Genomic DNA, 22,644 nt, shown 5'->3' on the forward strand with positions numbered 1-22,644 from the left:
CCCACACCGCTACACCACAACTGTTCCGGGAAGCACGCGGGCATGCTCCTTGCCTGCCTGCGCAACGGTTGGCCGCGTGAGGGGTATACCGAGCCCGAACACCCGCTTCAGGTGCGAATCCGAGAATTGCACGCCGAACTCGGCGGCGTACCTCTGGACGACGTTCGTGGAGGAACGGACGGGTGTAGCGTTCCTGCCTTCGCCCTGCCGCTGCATGGGGCAGCCCGCATCTTTGCGCGGCTGGCCGCCCCCACCGGGACACTGGCCCCCGCGCTCGAGCGGGTCTTTCGGGCGATGACGGCCCACCCCTTTCTGATCGCTGGTCCCGGGCGGCTCGACACCACGCTGATGCCGCTTGTTCCAGGCCTCGCCGCCAAGATGGGGGCGGAAGCCTTTTACGGGATGGCGCTCCGCCAGACGCCGCACGGCCCCTTGGGTGTCGCCTTTAAGGTGCAAGACGGCGGCGAGCGGGCTCGGCCCCATGTCGCGCTTGCCGTGCTGGCGGCGCTGGGGGGGCCCGTCACGGAGGAGCTGCGCGCCCTTGCCCCTCGCGTGCTGCACAACTGGGCGGGGCGGGAGGTCGGCACGGTGGAGGTGGAGGTGCCGCTGAAGTGGGCGTGAGAGGCTCCCCACAACACCATCCGCATGCATAATTTGACACGGCCTGCATTCCACGCTATCTTTTAACCATCACCGCCCGAAGTGGCGGCTTTTTTATTGCCCTCCAACTTCCCCTCCACCGCCGCGAGCGCGAAGGCGTACTCCTCGGCGAGTTCGTTGAGGGCGTCGTAGCGGCCGCTGGAGCCGCCGTGTCCAGCGCCCAGGTTCGTCTTGAGGACGATCACGCCGCTGCCGGGCTGGGCGAGGTCGCGCAGGCGGGCGACGTACTTGGCGGGTTCCCAGTAGGCAACGCGGGGGTCGTTGAGGCCGGTCGAGACGAACAGGTTCGGGTACACGCGGGCCTGAAGATTGTCGTAGGGGCTGTAGGCGCGCATGGTGGCGTAGGCCTCGGGCTCGCTCGGGTTGCCCCACTCGTCGTACTCGTTCGTGGTGAGGGGAAGGCTGCTATCCAGCATGGTGGACAGCACGTCCACAAAGGGCACGCCGACAAAGGCCGCTCGAAAGAGCTCCGGGCGCAGGTTCAACACGGCGCCCATCAGCAGACCGCCCGCGCTGCGGCCCATCGCCACCAGGTCCGAGGCCACACCGCTCTTCTGGAGGTGTTCGGCGGCGGCGATGAAGTCCGTGAAGGTGTTCATCTTGTGCGCCAGCCTGCCCGCGTCGTACCAACGGCGGCCCAGTTCGCTGCCGCCGCGGATGTGCGCGACCGCCCACACCCACCCACGGTCAAGGAGGGGGAGGCGGGTCAGGCTGAACCCGGGGTCCAGGGCAATGCCGTAGCTGCCGTAGCCGTACAGCAGCGTGGGCGCGGGAGGCGCGGTATCCCGGCGGCGCACCAGGCTGACCGGTACCCGCTCGCCATCCTCTGCGGTGGCCCACACCTGCTCGGCCACGTACTGCGCGGGGTCGTAGTTCGGGACGGGCGTGGCTTTGACGAGCGTGGTCTGAAGGGTATTCAGATCGAGGTCGAGGTGTTCCGTGGGCCGGGTGAGGCTGGTGTAGAGGATGCGGGCGGAGGTCGTCTCAAAGACGTGGTTGGGTCCAATGCGAACGGTGTAGCTCTCCTCCGGAAACTCGACGCGCCGGGCCGGGCCGTAGCCCTCCGGCGTGCGGGGCAGCACCCACAAACGGGTGAAGCCGCCCTCTCGCCCGGACACCAGGAGGTGGCCACGGAACAGGTGCATTTCCGTCAGGTGCCGCCCGGGGTCGTAGGGCATCACCGCCTCGGCGTCCGCCCAGGTGAGTCCCGCCGTTTTCGGCAGGCGCACCAAGCGGAACTCGGTGGCACCGCCCTGGTTGGTGAGGGCGAGCCAGTGGTCACCACCATCGGTCACGGCGTATTCCACCCCGGGCTCACGGGGCAGGATGGGGCGGGGCCGGGCCTGTGGGTCGCGGGCGTCCAGCGCGTGCCATTCGGAGGTGATCCCCGCCTCGCTGCCGATCAGGATGGACCCGCCGTTTTCTGCGAGGCTTGCCCCCACCCGGAAGGTCGGGTCATCTTCCTGCCACAGCAGGTCGTCCGAAGCCTGCGCCTGACCCAGGGTGTGCCGCCAGATGCGGTAGGGGCGCTGGGTCGCGTCGTCGGTGGCATAGATCAGCCCCGTGCCGTCCGCGGTCCACTCGAGGGTCCAGCCCCCCACGGCCCTGAGGGGTTCTTCGGCCAGCCGCCCCGTCCGCGTGTCGAGCACCCGCAGCTCGAACACCTCCTGCCCAGTGGTGTCCAGCAGGTAGGCCCAGAAGCGCCCGTCCGGGCTGGGGCGGGTCGCGTACACCCAGACGTTGGTATGGCCTTCTTCCTCCTTCAGCGCGTTGAGGTCAAGGAGCACCTCCTCGTCTCCTCCGGCTGCCGGACGGCGCAGGAAGATGGGATGGGCCTTGCCCGCCACGGTGCGGGTGAAGTGCAGCCAGTCTCCCTCGCGGACGGGCGGCTGATCGTCGTCTTCCTGCACGTGCGAGAGGAGTTCTGTGTAGATCGCCTCCTGCGTCTCCCGCAGCGGCGCCATCACCCCGTCCAGGTAGGCATTCTCGGCTCTCAGGTAGGCAAGCACCTCGGGGTCCGCCCTGCCCTGGGTCTTGAGCCAGTGGTAATCGTCGGGACGGGACTCGCCGTGCAGGTCATGGGTCAGGGGTTTTTTCGCGGCGCGGGGTGCGGTCATGCCTGAGCGTAGCAGGACCAGGGCGCTACCCTGGGGCATGTTTCGCCGTGATCCCCTGCGCCGCGCCCTTGGGGAGGTCGCGGACGTGCTGGGCCAGGACCTGCGTGCGGCCCGGCCGCTGCTGCAGGCCGCGCTGCGGCAAGGCGGCCTGCTGGGGGCGGCCCGAGGGGAAAGGGTGGCCCTCGCCGGGCTGGGAGGCGTGCCCGCAGGGGGGATCTTCGAGCTCGCCAGCGTGACCAAGCCCTTTACCGCGGCCCTCGCGGCGGCCCTCGTGCGGGAGGGGCGGCTGGCGTGGGACCTCCCCCTGGCGGTCCTGGGCGGTCCCCTGCGCGGCTTTCCACCCTTTGTGACGGTGCGGGCACTCGCGACCCACACGGCAGGGCTGCCGCCCCATCCCGCGCGAGCGGCCCTCACCACCTTTACCCGCTTCCAGGACCCGTACGGCGGCATGAGCGCAGCGGCGGCCCTGGCGAGTGCGCGGCGCTGGGCCAACGCCCGCTTGGCCGGACGCTTCACCTACTCCAACCTGGGGGCAGGTGTCCTCGCGCTCGCCCTCGCGCACGCAGCGGGCGAGGAGCCCAGCGCGGCGGGCTACGGGCGAGCGCTCAGGCGGTACGTGACGGGCCCGCTGGGCCTAGAGAATGTCACCCTCTCCCCTCACCCGGCCCGCCTGGTCACGCCCGCCGCCACCCTCTTCGGGGAGGGCGTGACGGGCTTCGGACCGCTTGTGGGCGCGGGGGGCCTCTTCGGCACCGCCGCGGACCTCCTCGCCTTCGGCCAGGCCCACCTCGAAGGCCGGGCCGGAACGGACGAGCAGGCCGTCATCCGTCCGCCCGGCCTGCCCCCGCACCTCACCGGTGTGGCGCCCGGCTGGTTCCAGACCCGCGGCGTGTGGTGGCACGACGGCGTTGCCCGCGGCACCCGCACCGCCCTGGGCTTTCGCTCGGCGGATGGGGCGGTGCTTACACTGCTCGTGCGCGGCGGCCTTCCGCTGCTGGGCGCGCGGGGCGCGGTGCCGGGAGCGCTGCTGACGGTTCTGGGCGCTCGGGCGTGAGGGCAGCCTCTCACGGCACCAGCCAGGTCACCGCCTGGCCACCGCTGAGGTTGTAGAGGAGCGTCGTCGCACGCCAGTTGCCCTGGCTGAGGCCGAAGAGGACGTCGTAGCTGGTGAGGGCCGTGCGGGTGAGGGCATAGAGGTTGCCGTCCGGAGCAAAGGTCACGTCGCGCAGCTCGGCCACATTGACGACGGTCACGGCGCTCGTGCGGCCGCCCGCAGCGTCCCAAAGGCGCAGGGGCTCGCTGCCCCCGCCGCTCAGGGCGGTGTCGCGCCAGGCAGCGATCAGGCTGCCGCCAACGCCACTGCCCACCGAGGTCCAGATCCGGTCTACCCGCCCTGTTCCAAAGGCCGCGAGCGCCGCCTGCGCGTTGGGCACCCCGGTCTCCGTCAGGGGCTGAATGCCCGCGTCGGTGGCGGCATAGATCACGCCGCTACTCGCGGGGGCGAGGTCGCGGATGGCCGGGGTGGGAACCGGGTCGCTGACGTCGGCCACCTCCCTCCCCGTTTCCGACGCCACGCGCAGCACCTCGCTCCCGCCGCCCAGAGCGGGGCGGGCCACAATGGCGATATCCACGTTATTCGTGCGGGTCAGGGCAAGGCGCGTCGGGGGCGCGTCGGGATCGGTGGGGACATACGCGACGGGCGGAAGAGCGCGCCAGACCAGCGTTCCGTCCGTGCGGTACAGGGCGAGTTGCTGCCGCCCGTTCTCGCACTCGCTGAGGGTGAGGAGGCGGTCACGCTGGGCATTCAGGACCGTCGTCTTCAGACAGGGCGGGCTGAAGCCGGGAACGTCAAAGGGCGCGGCAAAGGGCTGTGGGTCCGCCAGGTTCACGGCGCGGCTCTCGATGCCCCCCGTCAGGGTGAGGGCAAACCGCTTGCCGCCGGGCAGCGTGCCGAGGGCCACGCCGCCATTCACGCTGATGGGGTCGGGGTCGTCGGGGACCGGGACGGGCTGCACGCCGGTGCCGCGGGTGGTGACGGCCCGCAGGGTCGCTCCCCCGTCCGTCAGGACTGCGAGGCGAACGGGGAGCGTGCCCTCCTCGGTGCCGGTGCAGGCGGCGAGGAGCAGGGCGGCGAAGGGCAGGAGAGGCAGGCGGTTCATGGGGGACCTCCGGGGATCAGCGGTTACCGGGGTTGAGCGTGCCGGGCAGCAGGGGCACATTCAGGCCCCCCGTGCCGTACTCGAAGAGGGGATACTGGGTGCTGCCGGGCAGGCTGATGCCGAGGCGGTAGCGCTGAAGGCTGAGGTCGATCTCCGCCTGAAGCGCCCAGCAGCAGCGGTCGATGGTGAGACCGATCACCGGCGCAAGGGGCGCGGGGTTCAGCCGCTCGCCGTCCCGCCAGGTCAAGGTCTGCCGCAGGCTGCCGGTGAGGTACGCGCCGGGTCGGGGCCCGTTGCCCAGGGCGATCCCAACCCGCAGCGGATCAAGAATCAGGGTGTCGGTCGCGATGTCGCCCGGATAGGTGCCCGTGCGGCTGCGGGTGTAGGCGGCGCGGCCAGAGAGGGCCACCCGCGTCCCAAACTGCCACTCGGCATTCACGTCCGCGCGGGCGAGCTCGGTGCGCGGCTGGTCAAGGCCGGGCGTATTCACCACCGCCGAGAGGGCCAGGCGCTGCCCCGGGCGGGAGGCGGTGAGGTTGCCCGTCACCGTGGGCCGCGTGAAGCCGCCCCGCCGCAGGTCGTACGGGCCGCCGTAGGTGAGTTGCCAGTTCGTCGCGCGGCCCGCGGCGGTGCCCACGCTGAAGCTCATGGTGCCGCTTTCCTTCACGGTCTCGGCCTGTTCCAGCGCGAGGTCATGCGCGTGCGAGACGGTGTACAGGCTGCGCCAGGTCAGGCTGTAGCTGCCCGTGAGGCGTGGCGTGAGCAGGTTGAGGTTTTCGCGCCCGGTGAAACTGATGGGGTTGAGCACGGTATCCGTGCGCCCTACCCCGCTGAATTCCACCCCCACGGCCCGCAATCTCGGCGTCTGGATATCGTGGGTGGCGTACACGCTGAAGTTGTTCGCGCGGTTGTCTCCGGTGACGGTCGCGCGGACGGTGAAGGGCTGGAAGCCCTCGGTGCGGGTGTACCCGCCGCTCGCCGTGAGGGTGAGGTTGGGCGCGGGCCAGGTGACGCGAAAGGGCAGCGGCTCGCCGGGACGGGGCGTGACCGGCGTGGCCGAGCGCCCACCGTCCCCCAGGGTGAGGTTAAAGGAGGTGCTCTCCAGCTCCTGGGTGGCGAAATTGTGTGACAGGTTGTACGTGAGGTTGACCGGCGCCCGGTTCACGTTGAGGCGGAAGGTGGCGGGGGCCTGCTGATTCCAGGGCAAGAACAGGTCGCGGGTGTACGAGACGCCAAAGGTCACGTCCGGCACCGGCACGGTGTTCAGCTCCAGGGTCAGGGGCGCACTCAGCACCCGCCCACGCAGGGCGTCGAACGCGAAGGGACTGGTCCCCTCGATCCGGAGGTAGTTGGAGCGGACCGTGAAGGTGTTCGTGACGTTGAACCGCTGCGTGAGCTGCGCGCCCAGGTCGAGCTGCACCGTCCGTGCCCCGGTCCCGTAGTACCGCCCGGTAAAGGTATTGCGCAGCGTGAGGTCTGCGTTCCGCCACGGCTGCGCGCTGTACGTCAGGGTGTGCTGTTCTTCCAGCCGGGTGGTCGTGATGTTGACCCCCTGCAGGGAGGCGCTGCGCGAGAGGGGATTACTCTGCGCGGTATACAGGCCCGCCGTGACCTTGAAGTCGGCGCTGAAGTTCCCCTGGGTGTAGGGCTTGGGATCCACCACGACTTCCGGTTGCCTGAGGGGCGTCGTGAGGGCCGCCCTCGGTTCCGGGCCGTAGCGGTCGAGGTAGTTGAGCTGCGCGCTGAAGAGGGGGTACTCGACGTTCGCGCTGAAGTCCACCCGGGTCACGCCCCGTTCGGGATCCGTCGGGGAGCGGCCGATATCGCGCCGATTCACGTTCAGGCGGTAGTCCAGGTCGCGCACGGCCAGCGCGAGGGGCACGCGGCCCCGCACGCTGAAGTCAAGGTCCACGTCGTACCCCACCGAGCGGGTGCCGTCCGCGGCAAACGGTTTGGGATTCGCCAGCGTATAGAGGTTCACCCGGTCCACAAAGGGCAGCGGCGCGTAGGACCGCAGCGCCACGCCCAGGCCAAGGCTGGGGTCACGGTTCTCGTAGTAGCGCAGCAGGGTGGTGCCCAGCGTGCTCGCACCGATGGAAAAGGGCAGGTCCGCCTCGACGGTCAGGCCGTCCGGGCTGCTCTGGCCCACCGCCAGGCGCGGCTGCCGCTCGGGGTCATTGAGCGGAATCACCACGACGGGCAGGTACAGCACCGGCACGTCGACCAGCAGGAACTGCGCTCGGTACGCGACCAGCCGGTCACCGGGATACACGATCAGCCGCTCGGCGCGGAAGGCGTAGTCATTGGGGGTGCGGCCGCACTTCGCGCAGGGGGTGAAGTAGCCGCCCGTCGCGCGCAGTTGCCCGGGGATGCGTTCCACCTCGCTGCCGCGAATCTCGATGTCGCCGTCGCTGATCAGGACGTCCTCGCCGGTCAGCTGTTCTGCCGCGAGGTCCACGACCAGGTTTTCACCCTGCAGGGTCTGGCCGTCCTTGGCGGTGCGGTAGGTGGCTGCCCCCACGAGCGTCAGCGTGCGGCGGGTGCGGTTGTACTCGACCCGCGCTGCGCGCACCAGATCGTCATCCACCCGCAGCTCGACGGGCGTGCCCGCCTCGCCCCCGCTGATGATGACGAGTTCCTGCCCGTCCAGGCGGCGCAGTTCGAGCGCCTGCGCCTGCACGATCCGCACGGTCCGGGCCGCCGCGTCCCCGAGTGCGCAGAGCCCCACCAGCGAGGACAGCGCCACCAGCGCCCGCCGCCGCCTCCCGACATTCCTACTCGCCATGACGCCCCGTCAGCGCGAGGAGAGCCGGGCGCGTGGGCAGCGGCCGCAGCTGCGCCAGCACGGGTCGGCCCGTACCAGGAGCCTCAGCGAGCAGGCTCAGCGCCGTGCCCGGATAATAAAAGCCCAGGATGTGCAGGTGGTCCTGTCCCTGCCGGGCCAGCCCCAGCGCCCCGTACTGCGAGAGGCCCACGCCATGCCCTGCTCCTGAGCCCTCCACCACCAGCGGCGTCGTGGGGCCGACCGGACCGCTGAGGGTTGCGCGGCTGCTCGCCGCTCCCAGCGCCCGCACGAAGCTGCCCGCATCCGTACCGGTCAGGCGCGCTGTGCCCCCGCTGCCCGTCAGGGTGACCTCCTGTGCCCGCCCGGACTCACTGGTCCGAGTTACGCGCACGTCCCGCAGCGTGCCGACCCGTACCCGAAAACGGGCAGCCGCGGCCTGCACCTGCGCCGCAGCCACTTCCAGCCGCCAGCGGGCGCGGGGACCACCCGCCGAGTACGGGTCGGCCTTGGCGGGGAGGTAGGGCAGGTCGCGGCCCCACACCTCCGCGCTCGACGCGGTGTAGCCCCCGGAATCGCTGGAAAAGTACGTGCTGGCGGGCTTGCCCCCGTAGGCGACGACCTGTCCGGCGGTGGCCTGAATCGCGGCGTCCGCACTCGCCTGTTCGGCGGCGACGCCGCGGTACACCTGGCAGCTCTCGGTCGCGCAGGTGTCGTAGGGCTGGGCGGGGTTGACCCGCGCCGCCACGTACGTCCGGGCGATCACCGCCTGAGCGGCCAGCGCAGCGGCAGGCCAGCTCGGCGGCATCTCGGCGGGGACAACGCCACGCAGGTAGTCCTCCACGTCGACCACGTTGATCGCCTGCACGCTCCCCTGCGCCGCACGCAGCAGCACACCGCCGCGGTAGGTCTTGCCCGCAATGGTCACCATGCTTCCGGGACTGGGCGGCAGGTACAGCGTGGTGCTCCCCGCGTCTTGCCCGTTCAGTGTGAGCACGCCGCCGCGCACGCCCACGGTCCAGGTGTTCTCGCTGAAGGGCTGCGGCACCACCACCGGAGCAGGCGCGAGGGGCGAGGCCGGCGGGTTCAGCGGCGTCACCGGCAGGCGCACCGTCACCTCCGGGCCGCTGGCCACAAGCACCCGGACATTCAGCCCCCGGGCCACGGGAAGTGCGCCCGCAGAGAGCGCCAGCATCAACATCAGTGTGCGCATGTGCCCCGCGAGTATACGGGGGCACCTCTGTATGCCGCCTGACAGGAAGGTGAGAGGGAGAGCGTTCAGCGGGCAGCCCTCAGCCTCCTTCACGCGGCATCATGCACCCATGACCGGAGGCAGCGGGCGGGTTTGGGCCCACGTCGGGCAGACATTCACGGAGGAGGCGTACGACGTGGTGGTCGTGGGGGCAGGGCGCCTGGGCACAGCCTGCGCGCTGTTTCTGCGGCAGCTCGCGCCGGGGCTGCGTCTCCTGCTCGTCGAGCGGGGGGGCCTCCCGAACGAGGAAGGAGCCACGATTCTCGCTCCGGGAGTGTGGACCACCTTGGACGTGCCGAGCGGACGCGAGGCGGAGGCGGCGTGGGTGCGGGCCCAGGTGGCAGGAGGCTTCGGAACCGTGCAGTTCCAGCCGCGCCCCCTGCTGAGCCTGCACGGGGAGGAGGGACCAGGCCGTGTTCCTACACCCGCCGTCCTGACCCGCTTTCCGGAGGCCGCCCCCCTGCTCAATCCGCAGGCCCTGCCCTGGGCCGAGCTGGATGAGGCGGCCGTGACCTTTCGCCCCGGCGCACTCGCCCTCGCCTGCGGGCAGGAAGCGGTGCGGGCGGGGGCCGACCTCCTGCTCAATACCCACGCGCACCTCGTGCCCGGCGGCCTGAGGCTCGACCGCCTGACCGTCACGAACACCCACCAGATCGTCACGCACGAGACGCGCGAGCTGCGGGCGGAGGTGGTGATCGTGGCGATGGGCGCCGAAGGCCCGCACGCCGCTGAACACGACCTGGGCCTTCACACAGCGCACGGCCGCGCCTACCGGCAGACGCCCCGACTGAACACGCCCAGTGACGACGCGACGCCCGTCCTGCGTGCGGGCGGCCTCACCCTGCGTCCGCAGCACGGCGGCTTCACCCTGATTCCGCCCATCCACCACCGCGACCCGCACGGGTACCTCCCGACGGGCGGCCGCCTCACCGGCGTGCCCGTCGGCCTGCGCCGGGAAACGCTCGAAGACCTGATCCGCTTGATGGACGCCCTTCCCCCCCTCGCCTCGGAGGCGCTCGAAGTCGGCCATAGCCTCGCGGACGTGCCCGGCGCGTGGCTGGCCCTGCCGCACGGACGAACAGATACGCCGCCCCTCCACCAGCAACTCACCGAAGGCGTTCACCTCCTCCTCGGTGGACCGCTGGCGGACACGCTGGGCCTCGCCGTGGCCTATGACCTCGCCGCAACGGTGGCCGGTAGAGGAGGGCGGCCGTGGGGACGGTCGGGGTAGCCTGGCGGCGGCCACCCCCTCCCATCTCTGTCACGCCCTTCCCACCATTCCCGCCTTCCCGCTCTGCTTTCCAGGCAGAAACATGGGCGAGGCCGCCAAGCTTCTACCGTCCGGGACGACTCTTGCCCAGCGCAGCGCCGCTTCCCCTGCCCCCATTTGTCTACCCACACCACCCTCCCCCTCGCCGCCCCCCACCTATCCTGCTCCCATGAAGGCGGCGCGAATTATTCGCAGGTTTGGGGAGTAACGCTTCCAGCCTGCGCGCTGCACGCTCCCCGCACCCACCGCGGGGGCTTTTTCTGGGAGAGCGGGGAACCCATGACGCACACACAGGAGTTCAAGCCGGGCACCCTCAGCGCACAGGACGTGCTGCGCCTGGCGCTGACCAGCAAGGTCTACCGCGCGGCGGTTGAAACGCCCCTCAGCGCCGCGCCGGGGCTCACCGCCCGCACCGGCAACGCGGTGTGGCTCAAGCGCGAAGACCAGCAGCCCATCTTTTCTTTCAAGCTGCGCGGCGCCTTTAACCGCATGAGCCAGCTCACGCCGCAGGAGGCAGCTCGGGGCGTGATCTGCGCCTCGGCGGGCAACCACGCGCAGGGGGTGGCCTTTGCTGCGGCGCAGCTCGGCGTGCGGGCGGTGATCGTGATGCCCGCGACCACGCCCGAGATCAAGGTGCAGGCGTGCCGCCGCCGGGGTGCAGAGGTGATCCTCTGCGGGGACTCCTTCAGCGACGCCGAGACCCACGCCTATGCCCTCCAGCGCGAACGCGGCCTCACCTTCATTCACCCCTACGACGACCCGTACGTGCTGGCCGGGCAAGGCACGGTCGCGCTGGAACTGCTGCGGCAGGTGGACACGCCGGGCGCGTACACGGTGTTTGTGCCCGTGGGCGGCGGTGGCCTGATCGCGGGCGTCGCGGCCGTGCTCAAGGCGCTGCGGCCCGACCTCCGCGTCGTGGGCGTGGAGCCGGACGACAGCGACGCGATGTACCAGAGTCTTCAGGCAGGGGAACGGGTGAGCCTGTCGCAGGTGGGCATCTTTGTGGACGGGGTGGCCGTGCGGCAGGTGGGCCGCTACACCTTTGACCTGACTCGCCGCTACGTGGACGACTGGATCACCGTGAACACCGACGAGGTGTGCGCCGCCATCAAGGACGTGTTTGACGACACCCGCGCGGTGATGGAGCCCGCCGGAGCACTCGCCGTGGCGGGCCTGAAGCGGTACGTGGGGGAACGCGGCCTGCGGGGAGAAACCCTGATCGCCGTGACCAGCGGCGCCAACCTGAACTTTGACCGCCTGCGCCACGTGGCCGAACGCGCCGAGATCGGCGAGCAGCGGGAAGCGGTCTTGGCCGTCACCATCCCCGAGCGGCCCGGGGCCTTTCGCGCCTTTATCGAGGTGGTTGGTCCCCGCGCCATCACCGAATTCAACTACCGCTACGCGCCCCGCAACGAGGCCCGCATCTTTGTCGGGGTGCAGCTCCGGCACCCGGCCGAACGAACTGAACTCGTGCAGGCCCTCAGCGCCCAAGGGTACGCCGTGACCGACCTCTCGGGGGACGAACTCGCCAAGGTCCACGTGCGGCACATGGTGGGCGGCCGTGCCCCCGAGGCGACCGACGAACGGGTGTACGCCTTTACCTTCCCCGAGCGGCCCGGGGCGCTGCTGGAGTTCCTCACGCACCTGCATGGCCGCTGGAACATCAGCCTCTTTCACTACCGCAACCACGGCAGCGCTCACGGCCGCGTCCTCGCGGGCATCCAAGTCCCAGACACCGACCTGCCCGAGTTCGCCGCTTTCCTGGCGGGGCTGGGCTACCCGGCGCAGGACATGACGGAGAACGCGGCATACCGGCTGTTTCTGACGTGAGGGGCCCAACCCTCAGACCTACTCCCTGGCGCCTTCCTTCGGCAGCTCCACCACCCGCACGTTTCCGTCCCGCGCGCTGAGGTACGCCAGCCTGCGTCCGTCGGGGCTGACCGACCAGTCACCCTGGCGCACCTGGTCGCCCAGGTCACCAAGGGTACGCCAGGCATTCGCCCGCACGTCGTACTCGCGCAGAACATGTGGGCTGCCATCGGGCATAAGGGGGATCAGGAGAAGACGACGCTCGTCGCGCCAGCGGTAGGCGCCGAACGGGGTGAGCTTCCTGGCCGCGCCGCCCGCCGCAGGCCGCAGCCACAGGCCGTTGCGGGCGGGCGAGTCAAAGGCGACGTAGTAGGCCACCCACGCCCCATCCGGGCTCAGGCTGAGCCCGCGAAAGGAGAGGGCGGAAGCGAGGGTGCCCCGCGCCCCCGTGCGGGTGTCCAGGGTGAAGAGGTCACGGTCCCGGTCCGCCGGGTTGCGCTTGCCGGTCAGCAGAAGGGTGCGGTCATTCACCCACCCGACGACCCCCCCACCGAACACGGTCGCGACCGAGCGGGGGGCCCCGAAAACGTCCGCCACAAAGACCCGTGTCGTGCGGCGGTCAAAGTTGCCGGTCGTGTCCGTGCGCGTGTAGGCCAGCTGCGTTTCGGCACGGTTCCAGATCACGTCCGCACCGTACGTCGGCAGGGTAAACTTCCGACCGTCTGCCAGGCGCTCCACGGTGGTGCTCGCCCCCGAGCCGGGCCGCACGGCCCACAGCAGGCGCGGCGAGAAAAAGGCGACGCTGGAAAACCGCCGGGTGACCGGCCCGCCCGCGGCGGGCACCTGGTAGATGCCGGTCGAGGCGCGCGCAGGTGGTCCGTCCAGGAACAGCAGCGCCCGCGAGTCCGGCGTCCACACCGCCCCCGGACAGCAGGCGCCACTCAGCACGGCGCGGGAGGGCAGGGTTGCCGCAAGGACCGAAGTCCCCAGGGCGAGGGTCAGGGCCAAAACCCGCCTCACCGTGCTCCTCCCGGCGCAGGCGGCCAGGGCCGCGGAAACTCGTTGAGGAGGGGACCACCCCGGCGCACTTCCGGCTGTGATTCCGGCGTCTGCCATTTGCGGGGAGCCGCGAGGTCGTACTCGTAGCCCCGGCCAAAACTGCCTGCCAAGGCGAGCGAGTCCCAGTCTGCCGCGATGTAGGGCACCGGGTTAAAGAGGCGCTGGTGCGAGCGGTCGCGCAGTTCGAGGTGCAGGTGAGGCGCGCTCACGCACGTTCCCTGCGAGTCGCCGCTCTCCCCGATGGGCTCCCCGCGCTTCACCCGCTGCCCCACCCGCAGCCCCGACCGCACCCGCAGGTGTCCGTACAGGCTGCTGAGGTTCCCCGCGTGGTCGATCACTACGTTATGGGGCGGGCTGCCGTGCGGACCGTCCACCTCCGCCACCACTCCGTCCCCGATGGCGAGGACGGGCGTCCCGCAGGGGGCGCTGAAATCCAGCCCCGCGTGGAGCCCCTGGAGGTTCCCGTAGGTGCTCCGCCGCTGCCGGTACGCGCCCGTCGTGTTCCCGTACCCCTGTCCCAGCAGCCAGGTGTCTGGCCCCGGCGCTCCCCCGAACGGCAACCCGAACTGCCGCGCAGGCCTGGCAATGACGCTGTCTGGCAAGGCGGGTGCGTAGTGCGCGAGCGCTGCCGCTGACAGCAGGAGAGACACGCCTCCCATCCTGAGCCACGCTCCCTTGAGCAACATGCACGATGCTGACCCGGCTTGAGGCAAAAGACGGTGCGGGGGCTTACAGGCGGTGAGCGGGCGGGCACTGTCGCCGCAACGGTATGGGGAGCCTCTCCCCCTCTATTCTCCCCGCACGAACTGCGGCGGGCGCTTCTGCCTAAAGGCCGTCACGCCCTCCTCGTGTTCCCAGTGGTCCCCGGCGAGCTGCTGAAGCTCGGCTTCCCGGTCGAGCGCCTCATCCAGCGTGCTGGTCAGAGCGGCATTCAGCGCCTGCTTGGTGAGCTTGAGGGCATGGGCGGGGCGCGCGGCGAGCCGTTCGGCGTAGGCCTGCACCTCTTCGCGGAAGGTGGCGTCGGGATAGACATGCTCGCACAGGCCCAGGCGCAGGCCCTCCTCGGCATTCACGCGCTCGGCGAGGGCCATGAGCTCAAAGGCGCGGTGGTAGCCGACCAACCGGGGCAGGAACCACGTGCTGCCAGAATCGGGAACGAGCGCGATATTGGAAAACACCTCAATGAGAAGGGCCGACTCTGCCCACAGCCGGAGATCACCGGAGAGGGCCAGGCTGGCCCCCGCCCCCGCGGCCACGCCATTCACGGCGGTGATGACGGGCTTGCCCAACCCACGAATGGTGCGGATCAGGGGGTTATACGTGCGGTGGAGGTGCTCCGTAAAGGTCATGTCGCGGCCAGACACGTCCCCGAGGTCCTGACCGGCACAAAAGCCGCGTCCTGCCCCCGTCAAAACAACCACCCGCACGCTGGGATCCGCGTCCGCCGCCTCAAGTTCAGCGGTGAGCGTCAGGAGCAGGGCGTCATTGGCCGCATTCAGCCGATCCGGACGGTTGAGGATGAGGGTACGGACCCCGGCGCGGTGTTCGACAAGGATCACGGGTTCGCTGGTCATGCGGGAAGCGTACCGCGTTCGCCCGGCGCCTGCCCTCTACACTGCACCCATGACCGCTCCCGCCTCTTCCCTGCCCCTCATCCTGGCGCTGGACGTGAGCAAGTCACGGATCGGCTTTGCGGTGAATGCCGGTCGCCTCGCGTTCGGACGGGGCAGCGTGCCCCGCAAAAGGCTGCCGCTGGACCTCAAGGCTGTACGCCTGAAGGTGGAGGAGACCGGCGCCGAACTGCTGCTGCTGGGGCTGCCGCTGCGCACGGACGGAGCCCCAAGCCCCAGCGCCGACCGGGTGCGGGCCTTTGGCCGGGTGCTGGCGGAACAGGGGTACCGAGTCGAGTACCAGGACGAACGCTTCACCACCCAGCGTGCCCGCGCCCTGGGCGCCGCCGACGAGGACGAGGCCGCAGCGGTGCAGATTCTAGAACTGTATCTCCTGGGGAAGACCTGAATGGGGATAAAGTACTCCTCGTCCGTGGCTCCCCGTAACAGACACACGAAAAATGCAGAAGCTCGAACTCCTCCCCTGAGGATGAGAATAAAGTTGGAATACCTTAACAGGATGGAGGGCCCCCAGAGGGCTCATCTCCGAGAGGCTGCCTTTGGGGAGCCTCTGTTAGGTTTTCTAACGGTAGAACGGGAACCGCCCGTGCCTGCGCTCGGCCTCTTTCTCACAGGAAATTCCCGTGGGCAGCGGGAAATAGCTCGCCCCAGGACGTATCAGCTGATGGGTTTCTTACAACTCATGAAGGAAATTTGACGTCTGTAGCGAACAAACATTGTTGACACCCCCTGAGGGCATTCCTATACTCACCTAAGGATTCACATCCTCGCTTAACGTGCCCCCTATGTCGTGGGTTGCGACAGAGCGGACAGGAGCAGGAAACTCGGCAACTGGCCTCCGGTCCACTCCACACACGCAGCAGACACAAGAGGACAGCAAGCAGGATGGAAAATCCCCCTCAACGGAGGAAGTATGAATAAGAACATCGCTTTGCTGGCCCTGACGGGTGTGCTGACGCTGGCGTCGTGCAGTGGCGGCCCGAACGTGACCACTCCCCCTGAGACGCAGAATCCCGTCACTACGGGCAGCCTGACCATCGTGAAGCCGGACACGGTGACCGCCGTTGTGCGTAACAGCGCGGGTACGGACGTTGCTCCCAGCAGCTACAGCGCCCTGGCTCCCGGCAACTACACGGTGACCTTCTCGCGCGAAGGCTACGTCAGCCAGACGGCCAACTTCACCATTGTGGCGGGTCAAAACACCCAGGTGACCGCCCCCAACCTCACCCAGAACCCCAGTACCACCCCCAGCCGTGGCGTCTACTACATCGGTGCGAACGGTGCCCTGACGGCCATCCCCGCCGCTGACCTGGAAGCCCTCCGGAACGGCGACGCCAGCCGCTTTGTGTTTAACGCCTGGCTGGAAGACGAGGCCGGAGGCGTGACTGTGAGCGATGCCAACGCGATCAGCGGCACGCCCTCTGCCGGTGAGCAGATCGAAGTCGCCCCCGACCGTACCCAGAACCTCGCCGTAGCTTACGTGGGCTACCGTGCCGCCGACGGCAACGTGTACCCGGTTGCGGGCGCGACGGTGCGCTGGAACATTACGGGTGCCCCCGACTACGCGGAGCTGTTCGAGGACGTTGACGAAGGGGATGAGCTGACGCCCGAGCAGCAGGCAGCTCTGGCCGCCTTCCTCGCTGGCAGTGAGGGAGCCGTGATCTTTGGTGCAGCCGACGACGGCGGCAACGACACGGGCTTCACGGGCGGCATCACGCCCCCTAGCGTAGCGCAGCCCCTCTCCATCAGCGCGAACGCCAAGCAGGCCGACACCATCACCAACTACGTGGGTGGCAGCAACCTGCCCTTCCCGGCCAGCAACAACACCTACCCGCTGAACAACGCCACCGGCGTGACCAGCGCCAACGTCAACGGCCTCACCTGGACCACCCTGTTCGCCAACCGCGACTACGCAGCGGCGGAAGTGGTGGCCGTGGCCTTTATCGACGGCATCGAGATCGACAAGGCCGTCCTGAACAAGTACTTCGCGCCGCGCCCCGAGCTGACGATCGACAAGCGCATCGTTACCGATAGCGACGGTGACAACAACGGCGTCGTATCTGTCACCGGTGGAACGGTCACCCTGGACATCGAGGTCCGTAACAACGGCGGCATTGCGACGGATATTGACGTCAGCGACCTGCTCAATCTGGGGAACGCCGACGATTACGCCATCGTTGGCGGCACGGTACAGGTCCTTGACGAGAATGGCACTGTCGTTGACAGCATCCCGGTGGCTGAGGGGGCCGACGGCTTCGACTACACCATCGACGAGCTGGACGAAGGTGAAGCCCGCATCTTCCGCTTCACGGTTGATGCCGACGCTCCTGGTGCGTACTGCGACACCGGCGTCATCACCAGCTACAACTCGCCCTTCTTCGGCGCCTTCGACAATGTCAACCTTGCTGATGAGGCCTGTGCGATCTTTACCGCGCCGCAGTTCACCATCACCAAGACCTTTGCAAACGGCGCGACCACGGCCGTGGCTTCTGCTGGCCAGAGCGTCCCGGTCACCATCACCGTCCGGAACAACGGCAACGCAACCGGCACCTTCGATGGCGTGAGCGAATTCCTCAGCCGCGTGAATGGGGCTCCCGTTCCTCCCACCACCAACGACCCCAACTACAGTGTCAGCAACCCCAGCGCGGGTGGTGTGGTCACGGGCGACAGCATCACCTGGGATCCCGCGACGCCGATCATCCTGGCTCCCGGCGATTCCCAGACCTTTACCTTCAACGTGCAGGCCAGCGCGGACGGCCAGTACTGCGACGTGGCAACCACCGGCGAAGTTAGCTTCGGCACTGCCCCGACCTCCAACGAGGCCTGCCTTGTGGTCGTCACGCCCACCATCACCAAGACCAACAACCCGCGTGTCCTGCGCCCGGGTCAGGGGTACACGAGCACCATCACGGTCCGCAACCCCTCGACCTACACCCCCATCACGGTCAACGTCAACGACACGCTGGGCTTCAACAACAGCAACAACGGCTACGTGACCTTCAGTGGGGCCACCTACAGTGTGAATGGCAACCCCGCCGTTGCGGTGACCTCCGCCAACAACGCGGTCAGCACTGGCAACGTCACCATCCCTGCGAATGGCACCCTGGTTCTCACGGTGAACAGCACCATCCCGCTGGGTGCGGGCGGTACCTACTGCAACGTGGCGACCTTCGTGCCCACGTTCAACCCCAACTTCACGCCCAACAGCGCCCGCGACTGCGTGTTCGTGCAGACCAACGTCGCGCTCCAGACGCAGCTCACCGACACGGTCGACCCGATCACCCGCAACAACGGTGCCAACGCCGACGGCCGCACCACCTACGTGAGCGTTCTGTCCAACGAAGTCGCGTCCAACGAAACGGTGGGCAACAGCACCATCTCGTACGCCTTCGGTGCGCAGACGGGTGTCGTGGATGGTGACCCGAGTGGTGATGGTAGCGTCAACCCGGGTGACGGCCTGTTCAACAACCCAACCGCCACCCGCGTGTACTTCGATCCTACGCCGCAGCGTGACCCAGTCACCGGTGCTGTGGTGTCCGATTACAACAACGCGACGGCGGTCCAGCTTAACCAGGGCGCGGACTACACCATCACCAGCAACGCGGGTGGCGAGCAGGTGCTCAACATCACCCGTGCGCTGCCCCCCGGTGCTGCGTTCTTCGTCGTTCACGAGAACGTCTCGGTTTCCCCGGCTGTGCCGACGACAAACCCCAATACGGGCAACAACCTGTACTCCACCAACTACGTGTGGGTCACGCGGGGCGTGGCGAGCGGCACCACCTACAGCGCGACCAGCGCCGAGCCGACCTCCGTTCGCTAAAGTTCAAGCTCCTCGCAAAGGGAACGCGCACGCGTTCCCTTTCTTGTTATGGGCTATTTCCCTGCCATCTACGAGCGGCACAGCAACCTTTCTCGGCTCCTCTCTGCAGGAAGACAAAACAGAAGTATGTAATATGAGTAACATTGCTAGTTTCTTCATGGAAGGCTCTAAAAGTTTGCATAAAGTAAAGAGAATGAAGAGGTTTCTGCTGGTCACCACCTTGCTCCTCGTCGGCTGTAATGGTGTACCCGTACCCTCCGCTGCCACTCCCCCGGGGCCCGCACCGGCTCCTCCAGTGACTCAACCCCAACAACCTTCCAACGTGATCGTGGCCCTCGCCGCAACCCCGGCCGTTTGGACAGCGAACGTGGGTGAAGTGAACCAGCCTGCTATTGAGGCCATCTGGAAGGACAACACGATGACCCCGGTGAAAGGGGAGCTCCGCTGGGAGACGAGTGACGCCCAGGTTGTGGCCATTGGAGCAGGGGGACAGTTGATCGCCCGTGCTGCCGGACAAGCTGTCGTGACTGTCAGATTTGGAGACTACAAAGCCGAAATCAGGGTAGCGGTTACTGCTCCTGCACCCACGCCTTCCCCGACGCCGTCACCTGCACCCACACCTACCCCGACGCCGTCACCTGTACCCACGCCTACCCCTGCTCCTACACCATCCGTGCAAAGCGTTGAAGTTTCGCCCACCTCCGTAGAGGTCCTCCAGGGCCAGCAGGTGGCACTGAAGGTGCGGGTGTCCGTACTGAACGGGGCCAGCGAGGATGTGGAGTGGCGAACGGAGAACGCTTCGGTCGCTACCGTGTCACCAGGCGGAACTGTGACGGCAGTAGGTGAAGGACAGACAACGATCACCGTTATCTCGAAAACTGACGAGACAAAAAAAGCCACAGCGCAGATCACCGTAAAGAACCCACTGACCATCAGCCCCCCGAACCTACGACTCGCGCGCGGGATGGTGGGACAACTCAGCGCCAACAAGCCGCTTGATAGCCGCTCAGGCTGGAAGAGCAGCAACACTGATCTGCTAACCATCAAGCAGGACGGTTCGTTCATCCTCTGGAGTCGTCCAGGCCGCGTCACGGTAACCGCCACAGGAATCAGCGGCGAGAAGGCCACGACAGAGGTGACCGTACTTGACCGCTACCTCAACTTCCATCAGTCGTGGCGTGCCATCTCGGATACCTGCACCCTGAAGTTCGATTACGTCCCCAATACGGATATTGTCGTACGTGCTCAAATCGTGAGGGACGGTGGAGAATGTCCTGCCTCTATCCCCGTAATGGTCAAGCGGCGCAATGGTACCATCTATGCAGAAGGACGAATCACGCCAACGACGCCCTTTACCTTCCTGTTTAAGCCTGTTAAGAGCGATACCGTTGAGGTCTATGCCGAAACCTATGGCCAAATGAGCCTGGAGAATCCGGCTGCAACCCTCACTTGGGATGGTGTCGAGTTTTAGATCCTGAAGACTTCCCAGGAATAGCCAGAACTGACTGCCCTATGAAACTGCTTGGAAAAAGGTCCAGAAGATAGGCAGCCCACTGGCCAACTCAGAACAGAGCTCAGGGCGGCCCGTAGGCAGGAGCCGCCCTCTCCCTGCAGCTGTGGCACTCCACAAAATGCCAGCCTAACGAATAACTTTCTGGAAGTCCTCCATCAACAGCATATACTGCCCCTCTCTTCGCTGCCATAGATGCCAAGTTTCCTGTCCCGCCTTCTCATTGAAACGGTGGCCTACCCGGTGCAGGACCATTTCCTGCGGGGGAACCTCTAGGAAGCGCAGCTGGGCTGTACGCGCAAGCTCTCCTGCAGGTGTCTCGAAGTACGACCAGTAGTGGATGGCCGCCTTGGCGGGTGGCCGGGCAACCGCCGGTAACCTTTCCCAATCCTGACGGGGCAGCAGAAAAACTCGCAGATGTGGTTGCACCAATGTCCGCATGGCCAGCAGACCCGGTGGATCGGCAGTCAGGATCAGGAATGGGTACTGGGGATAGTCACCGGTGACCGAGAGGATGAGACGGTTGTGCTGCACGATGGGCAGAATGTCCCTCGCCCACTTGAAGAAGGACTTGCCCACAATCCTGTGTTGCTCACGCTGTTCGGGGCTCAGCGTCTCTTCAGAGAGCTGGGTGTACACAGGCGCGGCACGTTCCGAGTATGCCTGAAGAAGTGGATACCAGTGAGGTGAGTTGGTTCTTCCCTTCATATCGCGCAGCCTAACAGGTTAACCGTTACCCGCCCTCCGGCAGCCTGAAAATACGCTGTGCTCGCTCGGTGTTCTAGAATGCCCCCACACTCAGGCTTCGGCTCTGGCGGCGCGTCCTCACGCGGCGTGCTGTACGCGTCTCACCTTCCCCTGGAGGTCACCCATGCAAGGCAATATGATGGATGTTCCGCTGACCCTGCCCTTTATCCTGGAGCGCGTGCGCACGCTCTTCAGAGAGCGGGAGATCGTGAGCCTGCTGCCCGGGGGCCGAGACGAGGCGGGCCAGCCTCTCCCGGTCAAGCACCGCACGACCTACGGGGAGGTGGCTGACCGGGCGCTGCGGCTGGGGGCGGGCCTGCAGGCGCTGGGGCTCGCGCCGGGAGAGCGGGTGGCGACGCTCGCCGTGAACTCGTTTCGGCACCTGGAAGCGTACCTGGGCGTGCCGAGCGCGGGCTTCGTGCTGCACACGGTCAACATCCGCCTGCACGCGGAGCAGATCGCCTGGATTCTAAACCACGCCGAAGACCGGGTGCTGCTGGTGGAGAACGTCTTTGCAGGGCTGATTCCCGCGCTGCGGGCGGCCTGCCCGCGGCTGGAACACGTGTTGGTGCTGGGGCCGACCCCGCAGCCCGTCGAGGGAGCTCAGGAGTACGACGACTGGGTGACGCGTCATGAGCCGCTTGCACGTTACCCCCAGATCAATGAAACGGACGCGGCGGGCATGTGCTACACGAGCGGCACAACCGGAAACCCCAAAGGTGTGCTGTATACCCACCGCTCGACGATCCTGCACTCGCTGGCAAGCGCTCCCAAGGACGCGCTGAATGTGGGCGAGCAGGACAGCGTGTTGCCGGTGGTGCCCATGTTCCACGTGAACGCCTGGGGGCTGCCGTACACCTGCGCGATGTACGGCGCGAAACAGGTGTTCGCGGGGATCTTTAGTGACGGGCGCAGCCTCGCCGGACTCCTGCAGGACGAGGCGGTGACGATCACAGCGGGTGTGCCCACGATCTGGATGGGCCTGCTGGCCGAACTCGACCGAGCGAAGGCCGAGGGGCACCCATACGACCTCTCGCACCTGGAGCGCCTGGTGGTGGGGGGCAGCGCCGCGCCGGAGAGCCTGATTCGGGCGTTCGAGGAGCGTCATGGCTTGCGGCTTGCCCACGCCTGGGGCATGACCGAAACGCACCCCTTGGGCACCGCGAGCACCGTCCCCCCCGGTATCCCAGAGACGAGTGACGAGGGCTACCGGTTGCGGGCCAAGCAGGGCCGTCCGGTGCCGCTGGTTCAGCTTGATCTCCTCTCGGAAGAGGGCGAGCGCCTGCCACACGACGGGAAGACGATGGGCCGCCTGATCATCCGGGGACCGTGGATCGCCAGCAGCTACTTCAAGGGGGAGGGCACCGGCAACTTCCTGACTCTGGACGGCGAACTGTGGTTCGATACGGGAGACATCGCGACGCTGGATGAGCGAGGCTTTATGCACATCCAGGACCGCGCCAAAGACCTGATCAAGTCGGGCGGCGAGTGGATCAGCTCCGTGGACCTGGAAAACGCGATTATGGCTCACCCCGCCGTTGCCCAGGCCGCGGTGATCGCGATGGACGACCCCAAGTGGGACGAACGGCCCCTGGCGGTTGTGGTGCTGCGCCCTGGCCAGCAGCTCACGCACGAGGAGCTCACCGAGTTCCTGGCTCCCCGGTTCGCCAAGTGGTGGCTGCCCGACGCGACCCTGGTCGCCGAGAGCATCCCCATCGGTGCGACGGGCAAGTTCCTCAAACGTGAGCTGCGCGAGCAATACCGCCCCTACGGCGCCATGAAGGGCCTGGTCAGGGCCGCAGAGCTGAGCGGCAAGGCGTAGGCTCCA

General features: G+C 67.6%; 16 protein-coding genes (1 of these 16 cut by a window edge). 8 read left to right on the top strand and 8 right to left on the bottom strand.

The genetic code is table 11. The features are described 5' to 3' along the window. Positions 1-621: the 3' portion of an asparaginase gene (locus EI73_RS06960; RefSeq protein WP_034385434.1), read on the top strand. 369 nt of this gene lie to the left of the window's left edge; 621 of the gene's 990 nt are visible here — the last part of the coding sequence; its start codon lies off the left edge, out of view; the stop codon is at positions 619-621. A 62-nt stretch (positions 622-683) separates the two neighbouring features. Here the strand turns inward: EI73_RS06960 and EI73_RS06965 are convergent, their stop codons facing one another. Further along, positions 684-2,777, bottom strand: a complete 2,094-nt coding sequence (locus EI73_RS06965; RefSeq protein WP_034385436.1) for a S9 family peptidase — start codon at positions 2,775-2,777, stop codon at positions 684-686. Between the two features lie 37 nt (positions 2,778-2,814). Here EI73_RS06965 and EI73_RS06970 point away from each other — a divergent pair, with 37 nt between their 5' ends. Continuing rightward, positions 2,815-3,831, top strand: a complete 1,017-nt coding sequence (locus tag EI73_RS06970; protein ID WP_034385439.1) for a serine hydrolase — start codon at positions 2,815-2,817, stop codon at positions 3,829-3,831. Positions 3,832-3,841: 10 nt separating this feature from the next. Here the strand turns inward: EI73_RS06970 and EI73_RS06975 are convergent, their stop codons facing one another. Genes EI73_RS06975 through EI73_RS06985 form a run of 3 tightly spaced genes read right to left on the bottom strand, consistent with a single transcriptional unit; the run spans position 3,842 to position 8,931 of the window. Next, on the bottom strand, positions 3,842-4,936 hold the full coding sequence (locus tag EI73_RS06975) for a hypothetical protein (protein ID WP_034385442.1): 1,095 nt from the start codon (positions 4,934-4,936) through the stop codon (positions 3,842-3,844). A gap of 16 nt (positions 4,937-4,952) precedes the next feature. Then, positions 4,953-7,721, bottom strand: coding sequence for an autotransporter outer membrane beta-barrel domain-containing protein (locus tag EI73_RS06980; protein WP_034385445.1), 2,769 nt, complete (start codon positions 7,719-7,721; stop codon positions 4,953-4,955). Continuing rightward, positions 7,711-8,931: a SpoIID/LytB domain-containing protein gene (locus EI73_RS06985; protein ID WP_034385448.1), complete on the bottom strand. Its 1,221-nt coding sequence runs from the start codon at positions 8,929-8,931 to the stop codon at positions 7,711-7,713. Before EI73_RS06985 ends, EI73_RS06980 begins: the two co-directional genes overlap by 11 nt. 109 nt (positions 8,932-9,040) lie before the next feature. Between EI73_RS06985 and EI73_RS06990 the strand changes: the two genes are divergently transcribed. Continuing rightward, positions 9,041-10,201 (top strand): FAD-dependent oxidoreductase, encoded by a 1,161-nt coding sequence (locus EI73_RS06990; RefSeq protein WP_034385451.1) that lies wholly within the window; start codon positions 9,041-9,043, stop codon positions 10,199-10,201. 318 nt (positions 10,202-10,519) lie between these two features. Then, positions 10,520-12,070, top strand: coding sequence for a threonine ammonia-lyase, biosynthetic (ilvA, locus tag EI73_RS06995; protein ID WP_034385453.1), 1,551 nt, complete (start codon positions 10,520-10,522; stop codon positions 12,068-12,070). Between the two features lie 18 nt (positions 12,071-12,088). On the opposite strand, the gene EI73_RS07000 is transcribed toward ilvA, so the two are convergent. The 3 genes from EI73_RS07000 to EI73_RS07010 form a co-directional block, all read right to left on the bottom strand. Then, positions 12,089-13,069 (bottom strand): PD40 domain-containing protein, encoded by a 981-nt coding sequence (locus EI73_RS07000; RefSeq protein ID WP_034385455.1) that lies wholly within the window; start codon positions 13,067-13,069, stop codon positions 12,089-12,091. Beyond that, a complete protein-coding gene (locus tag EI73_RS07005; protein WP_034387879.1) occupies positions 13,066-13,767 on the bottom strand; it encodes a M23 family metallopeptidase in 702 nt (233 codons plus the stop codon). Before EI73_RS07005 ends, EI73_RS07000 begins: the two co-directional genes overlap by 4 nt. 129 nt (positions 13,768-13,896) lie before the next feature. Next, the gene (locus tag EI73_RS07010) at positions 13,897-14,682 is read right to left on the bottom strand and encodes an enoyl-CoA hydratase-related protein (protein WP_034385458.1); all 786 of its coding nucleotides are present in this window, start codon (positions 14,680-14,682) and stop codon (positions 13,897-13,899) included. 49 nt (positions 14,683-14,731) lie between these two features. Between EI73_RS07010 and ruvX the strand changes: the two genes are divergently transcribed. The 3 genes from ruvX to EI73_RS16520 all read left to right on the top strand — a co-directional run bounded on the left by ruvX (position 14,732) and on the right by EI73_RS16520 (position 20,030). Further along, the gene (gene ruvX / locus EI73_RS07015; protein ID WP_034385460.1) at positions 14,732-15,127 is read left to right on the top strand and encodes a Holliday junction resolvase RuvX; all 396 of its coding nucleotides are present in this window, start codon (positions 14,732-14,734) and stop codon (positions 15,125-15,127) included. 525 nt (positions 15,128-15,652) lie between these two features. Next, entirely contained in the window at positions 15,653-18,559 is a 2,907-nt protein-coding gene (locus EI73_RS16515; RefSeq protein WP_034385461.1) for a phage tail tube protein, read from the top strand. A 322-nt stretch (positions 18,560-18,881) separates the two neighbouring features. Beyond that, the gene (locus tag EI73_RS16520) at positions 18,882-20,030 is read left to right on the top strand and encodes an Ig-like domain-containing protein (protein ID WP_197050748.1); all 1,149 of its coding nucleotides are present in this window, start codon (positions 18,882-18,884) and stop codon (positions 20,028-20,030) included. Positions 20,031-20,198: 168 nt separating this feature from the next. Here the strand turns inward: EI73_RS16520 and EI73_RS07030 are convergent, their stop codons facing one another. Beyond that, a complete protein-coding gene (locus EI73_RS07030) occupies positions 20,199-20,777 on the bottom strand; it encodes a hypothetical protein (protein WP_156103478.1) in 579 nt (192 codons plus the stop codon). A 163-nt stretch (positions 20,778-20,940) separates the two neighbouring features. Between EI73_RS07030 and EI73_RS07035 the strand changes: the two genes are divergently transcribed. Beyond that, entirely contained in the window at positions 20,941-22,638 is a 1,698-nt protein-coding gene (locus EI73_RS07035) for a long-chain fatty acid--CoA ligase (protein WP_034385467.1), read from the top strand. Positions 22,639-22,644: the final 6 nt, after the last annotated feature.

The organism is Deinococcus sp. YIM 77859 (assembly GCF_000745175.1).
GTDB lineage: Bacteria > Deinococcota > Deinococci > Deinococcales > Deinococcaceae > Deinococcus.

What these genes read in the sequence shown, in the direction of transcription:
- EI73_RS06965 (WP_034385436.1), bottom strand. Translation starts at nt 2,777, where the DNA reads ATGACCGCACCCCGCGCCGCGAAAAAACCCCTGACCCATGACCTGCAC.
- EI73_RS06970 (WP_034385439.1), top strand. Translation starts at nt 2,815, where the DNA reads ATGTTTCGCCGTGATCCCCTGCGCCGCGCCCTTGGGGAGGTCGCGGAC.
- EI73_RS06975 (WP_034385442.1), bottom strand. Translation starts at nt 4,936, where the DNA reads ATGAACCGCCTGCCTCTCCTGCCCTTCGCCGCCCTGCTCCTCGCCGCC.
- EI73_RS06980 (WP_034385445.1), bottom strand. Translation starts at nt 7,721, where the DNA reads ATGGCGAGTAGGAATGTCGGGAGGCGGCGGCGGGCGCTGGTGGCGCTG.
- EI73_RS06985 (WP_034385448.1), bottom strand. Translation starts at nt 8,931, where the DNA reads ATGCGCACACTGATGTTGATGCTGGCGCTCTCTGCGGGCGCACTTCCC.
- EI73_RS06990 (WP_034385451.1), top strand. Translation starts at nt 9,041, where the DNA reads ATGACCGGAGGCAGCGGGCGGGTTTGGGCCCACGTCGGGCAGACATTC.
- ilvA (WP_034385453.1), top strand. Translation starts at nt 10,520, where the DNA reads ATGACGCACACACAGGAGTTCAAGCCGGGCACCCTCAGCGCACAGGAC.
- EI73_RS07005 (WP_034387879.1), bottom strand. Translation starts at nt 13,767, where the DNA reads ATGGGAGGCGTGTCTCTCCTGCTGTCAGCGGCAGCGCTCGCGCACTAC.
- EI73_RS07010 (WP_034385458.1), bottom strand. Translation starts at nt 14,682, where the DNA reads ATGACCAGCGAACCCGTGATCCTTGTCGAACACCGCGCCGGGGTCCGT.
- ruvX (WP_034385460.1), top strand. Translation starts at nt 14,732, where the DNA reads ATGACCGCTCCCGCCTCTTCCCTGCCCCTCATCCTGGCGCTGGACGTG.
- EI73_RS16515 (WP_034385461.1), top strand. Translation starts at nt 15,653, where the DNA reads ATGAATAAGAACATCGCTTTGCTGGCCCTGACGGGTGTGCTGACGCTG.
- EI73_RS07030 (WP_156103478.1), bottom strand. Translation starts at nt 20,777, where the DNA reads ATGAAGGGAAGAACCAACTCACCTCACTGGTATCCACTTCTTCAGGCA.
- EI73_RS07035 (WP_034385467.1), top strand. Translation starts at nt 20,941, where the DNA reads ATGCAAGGCAATATGATGGATGTTCCGCTGACCCTGCCCTTTATCCTG.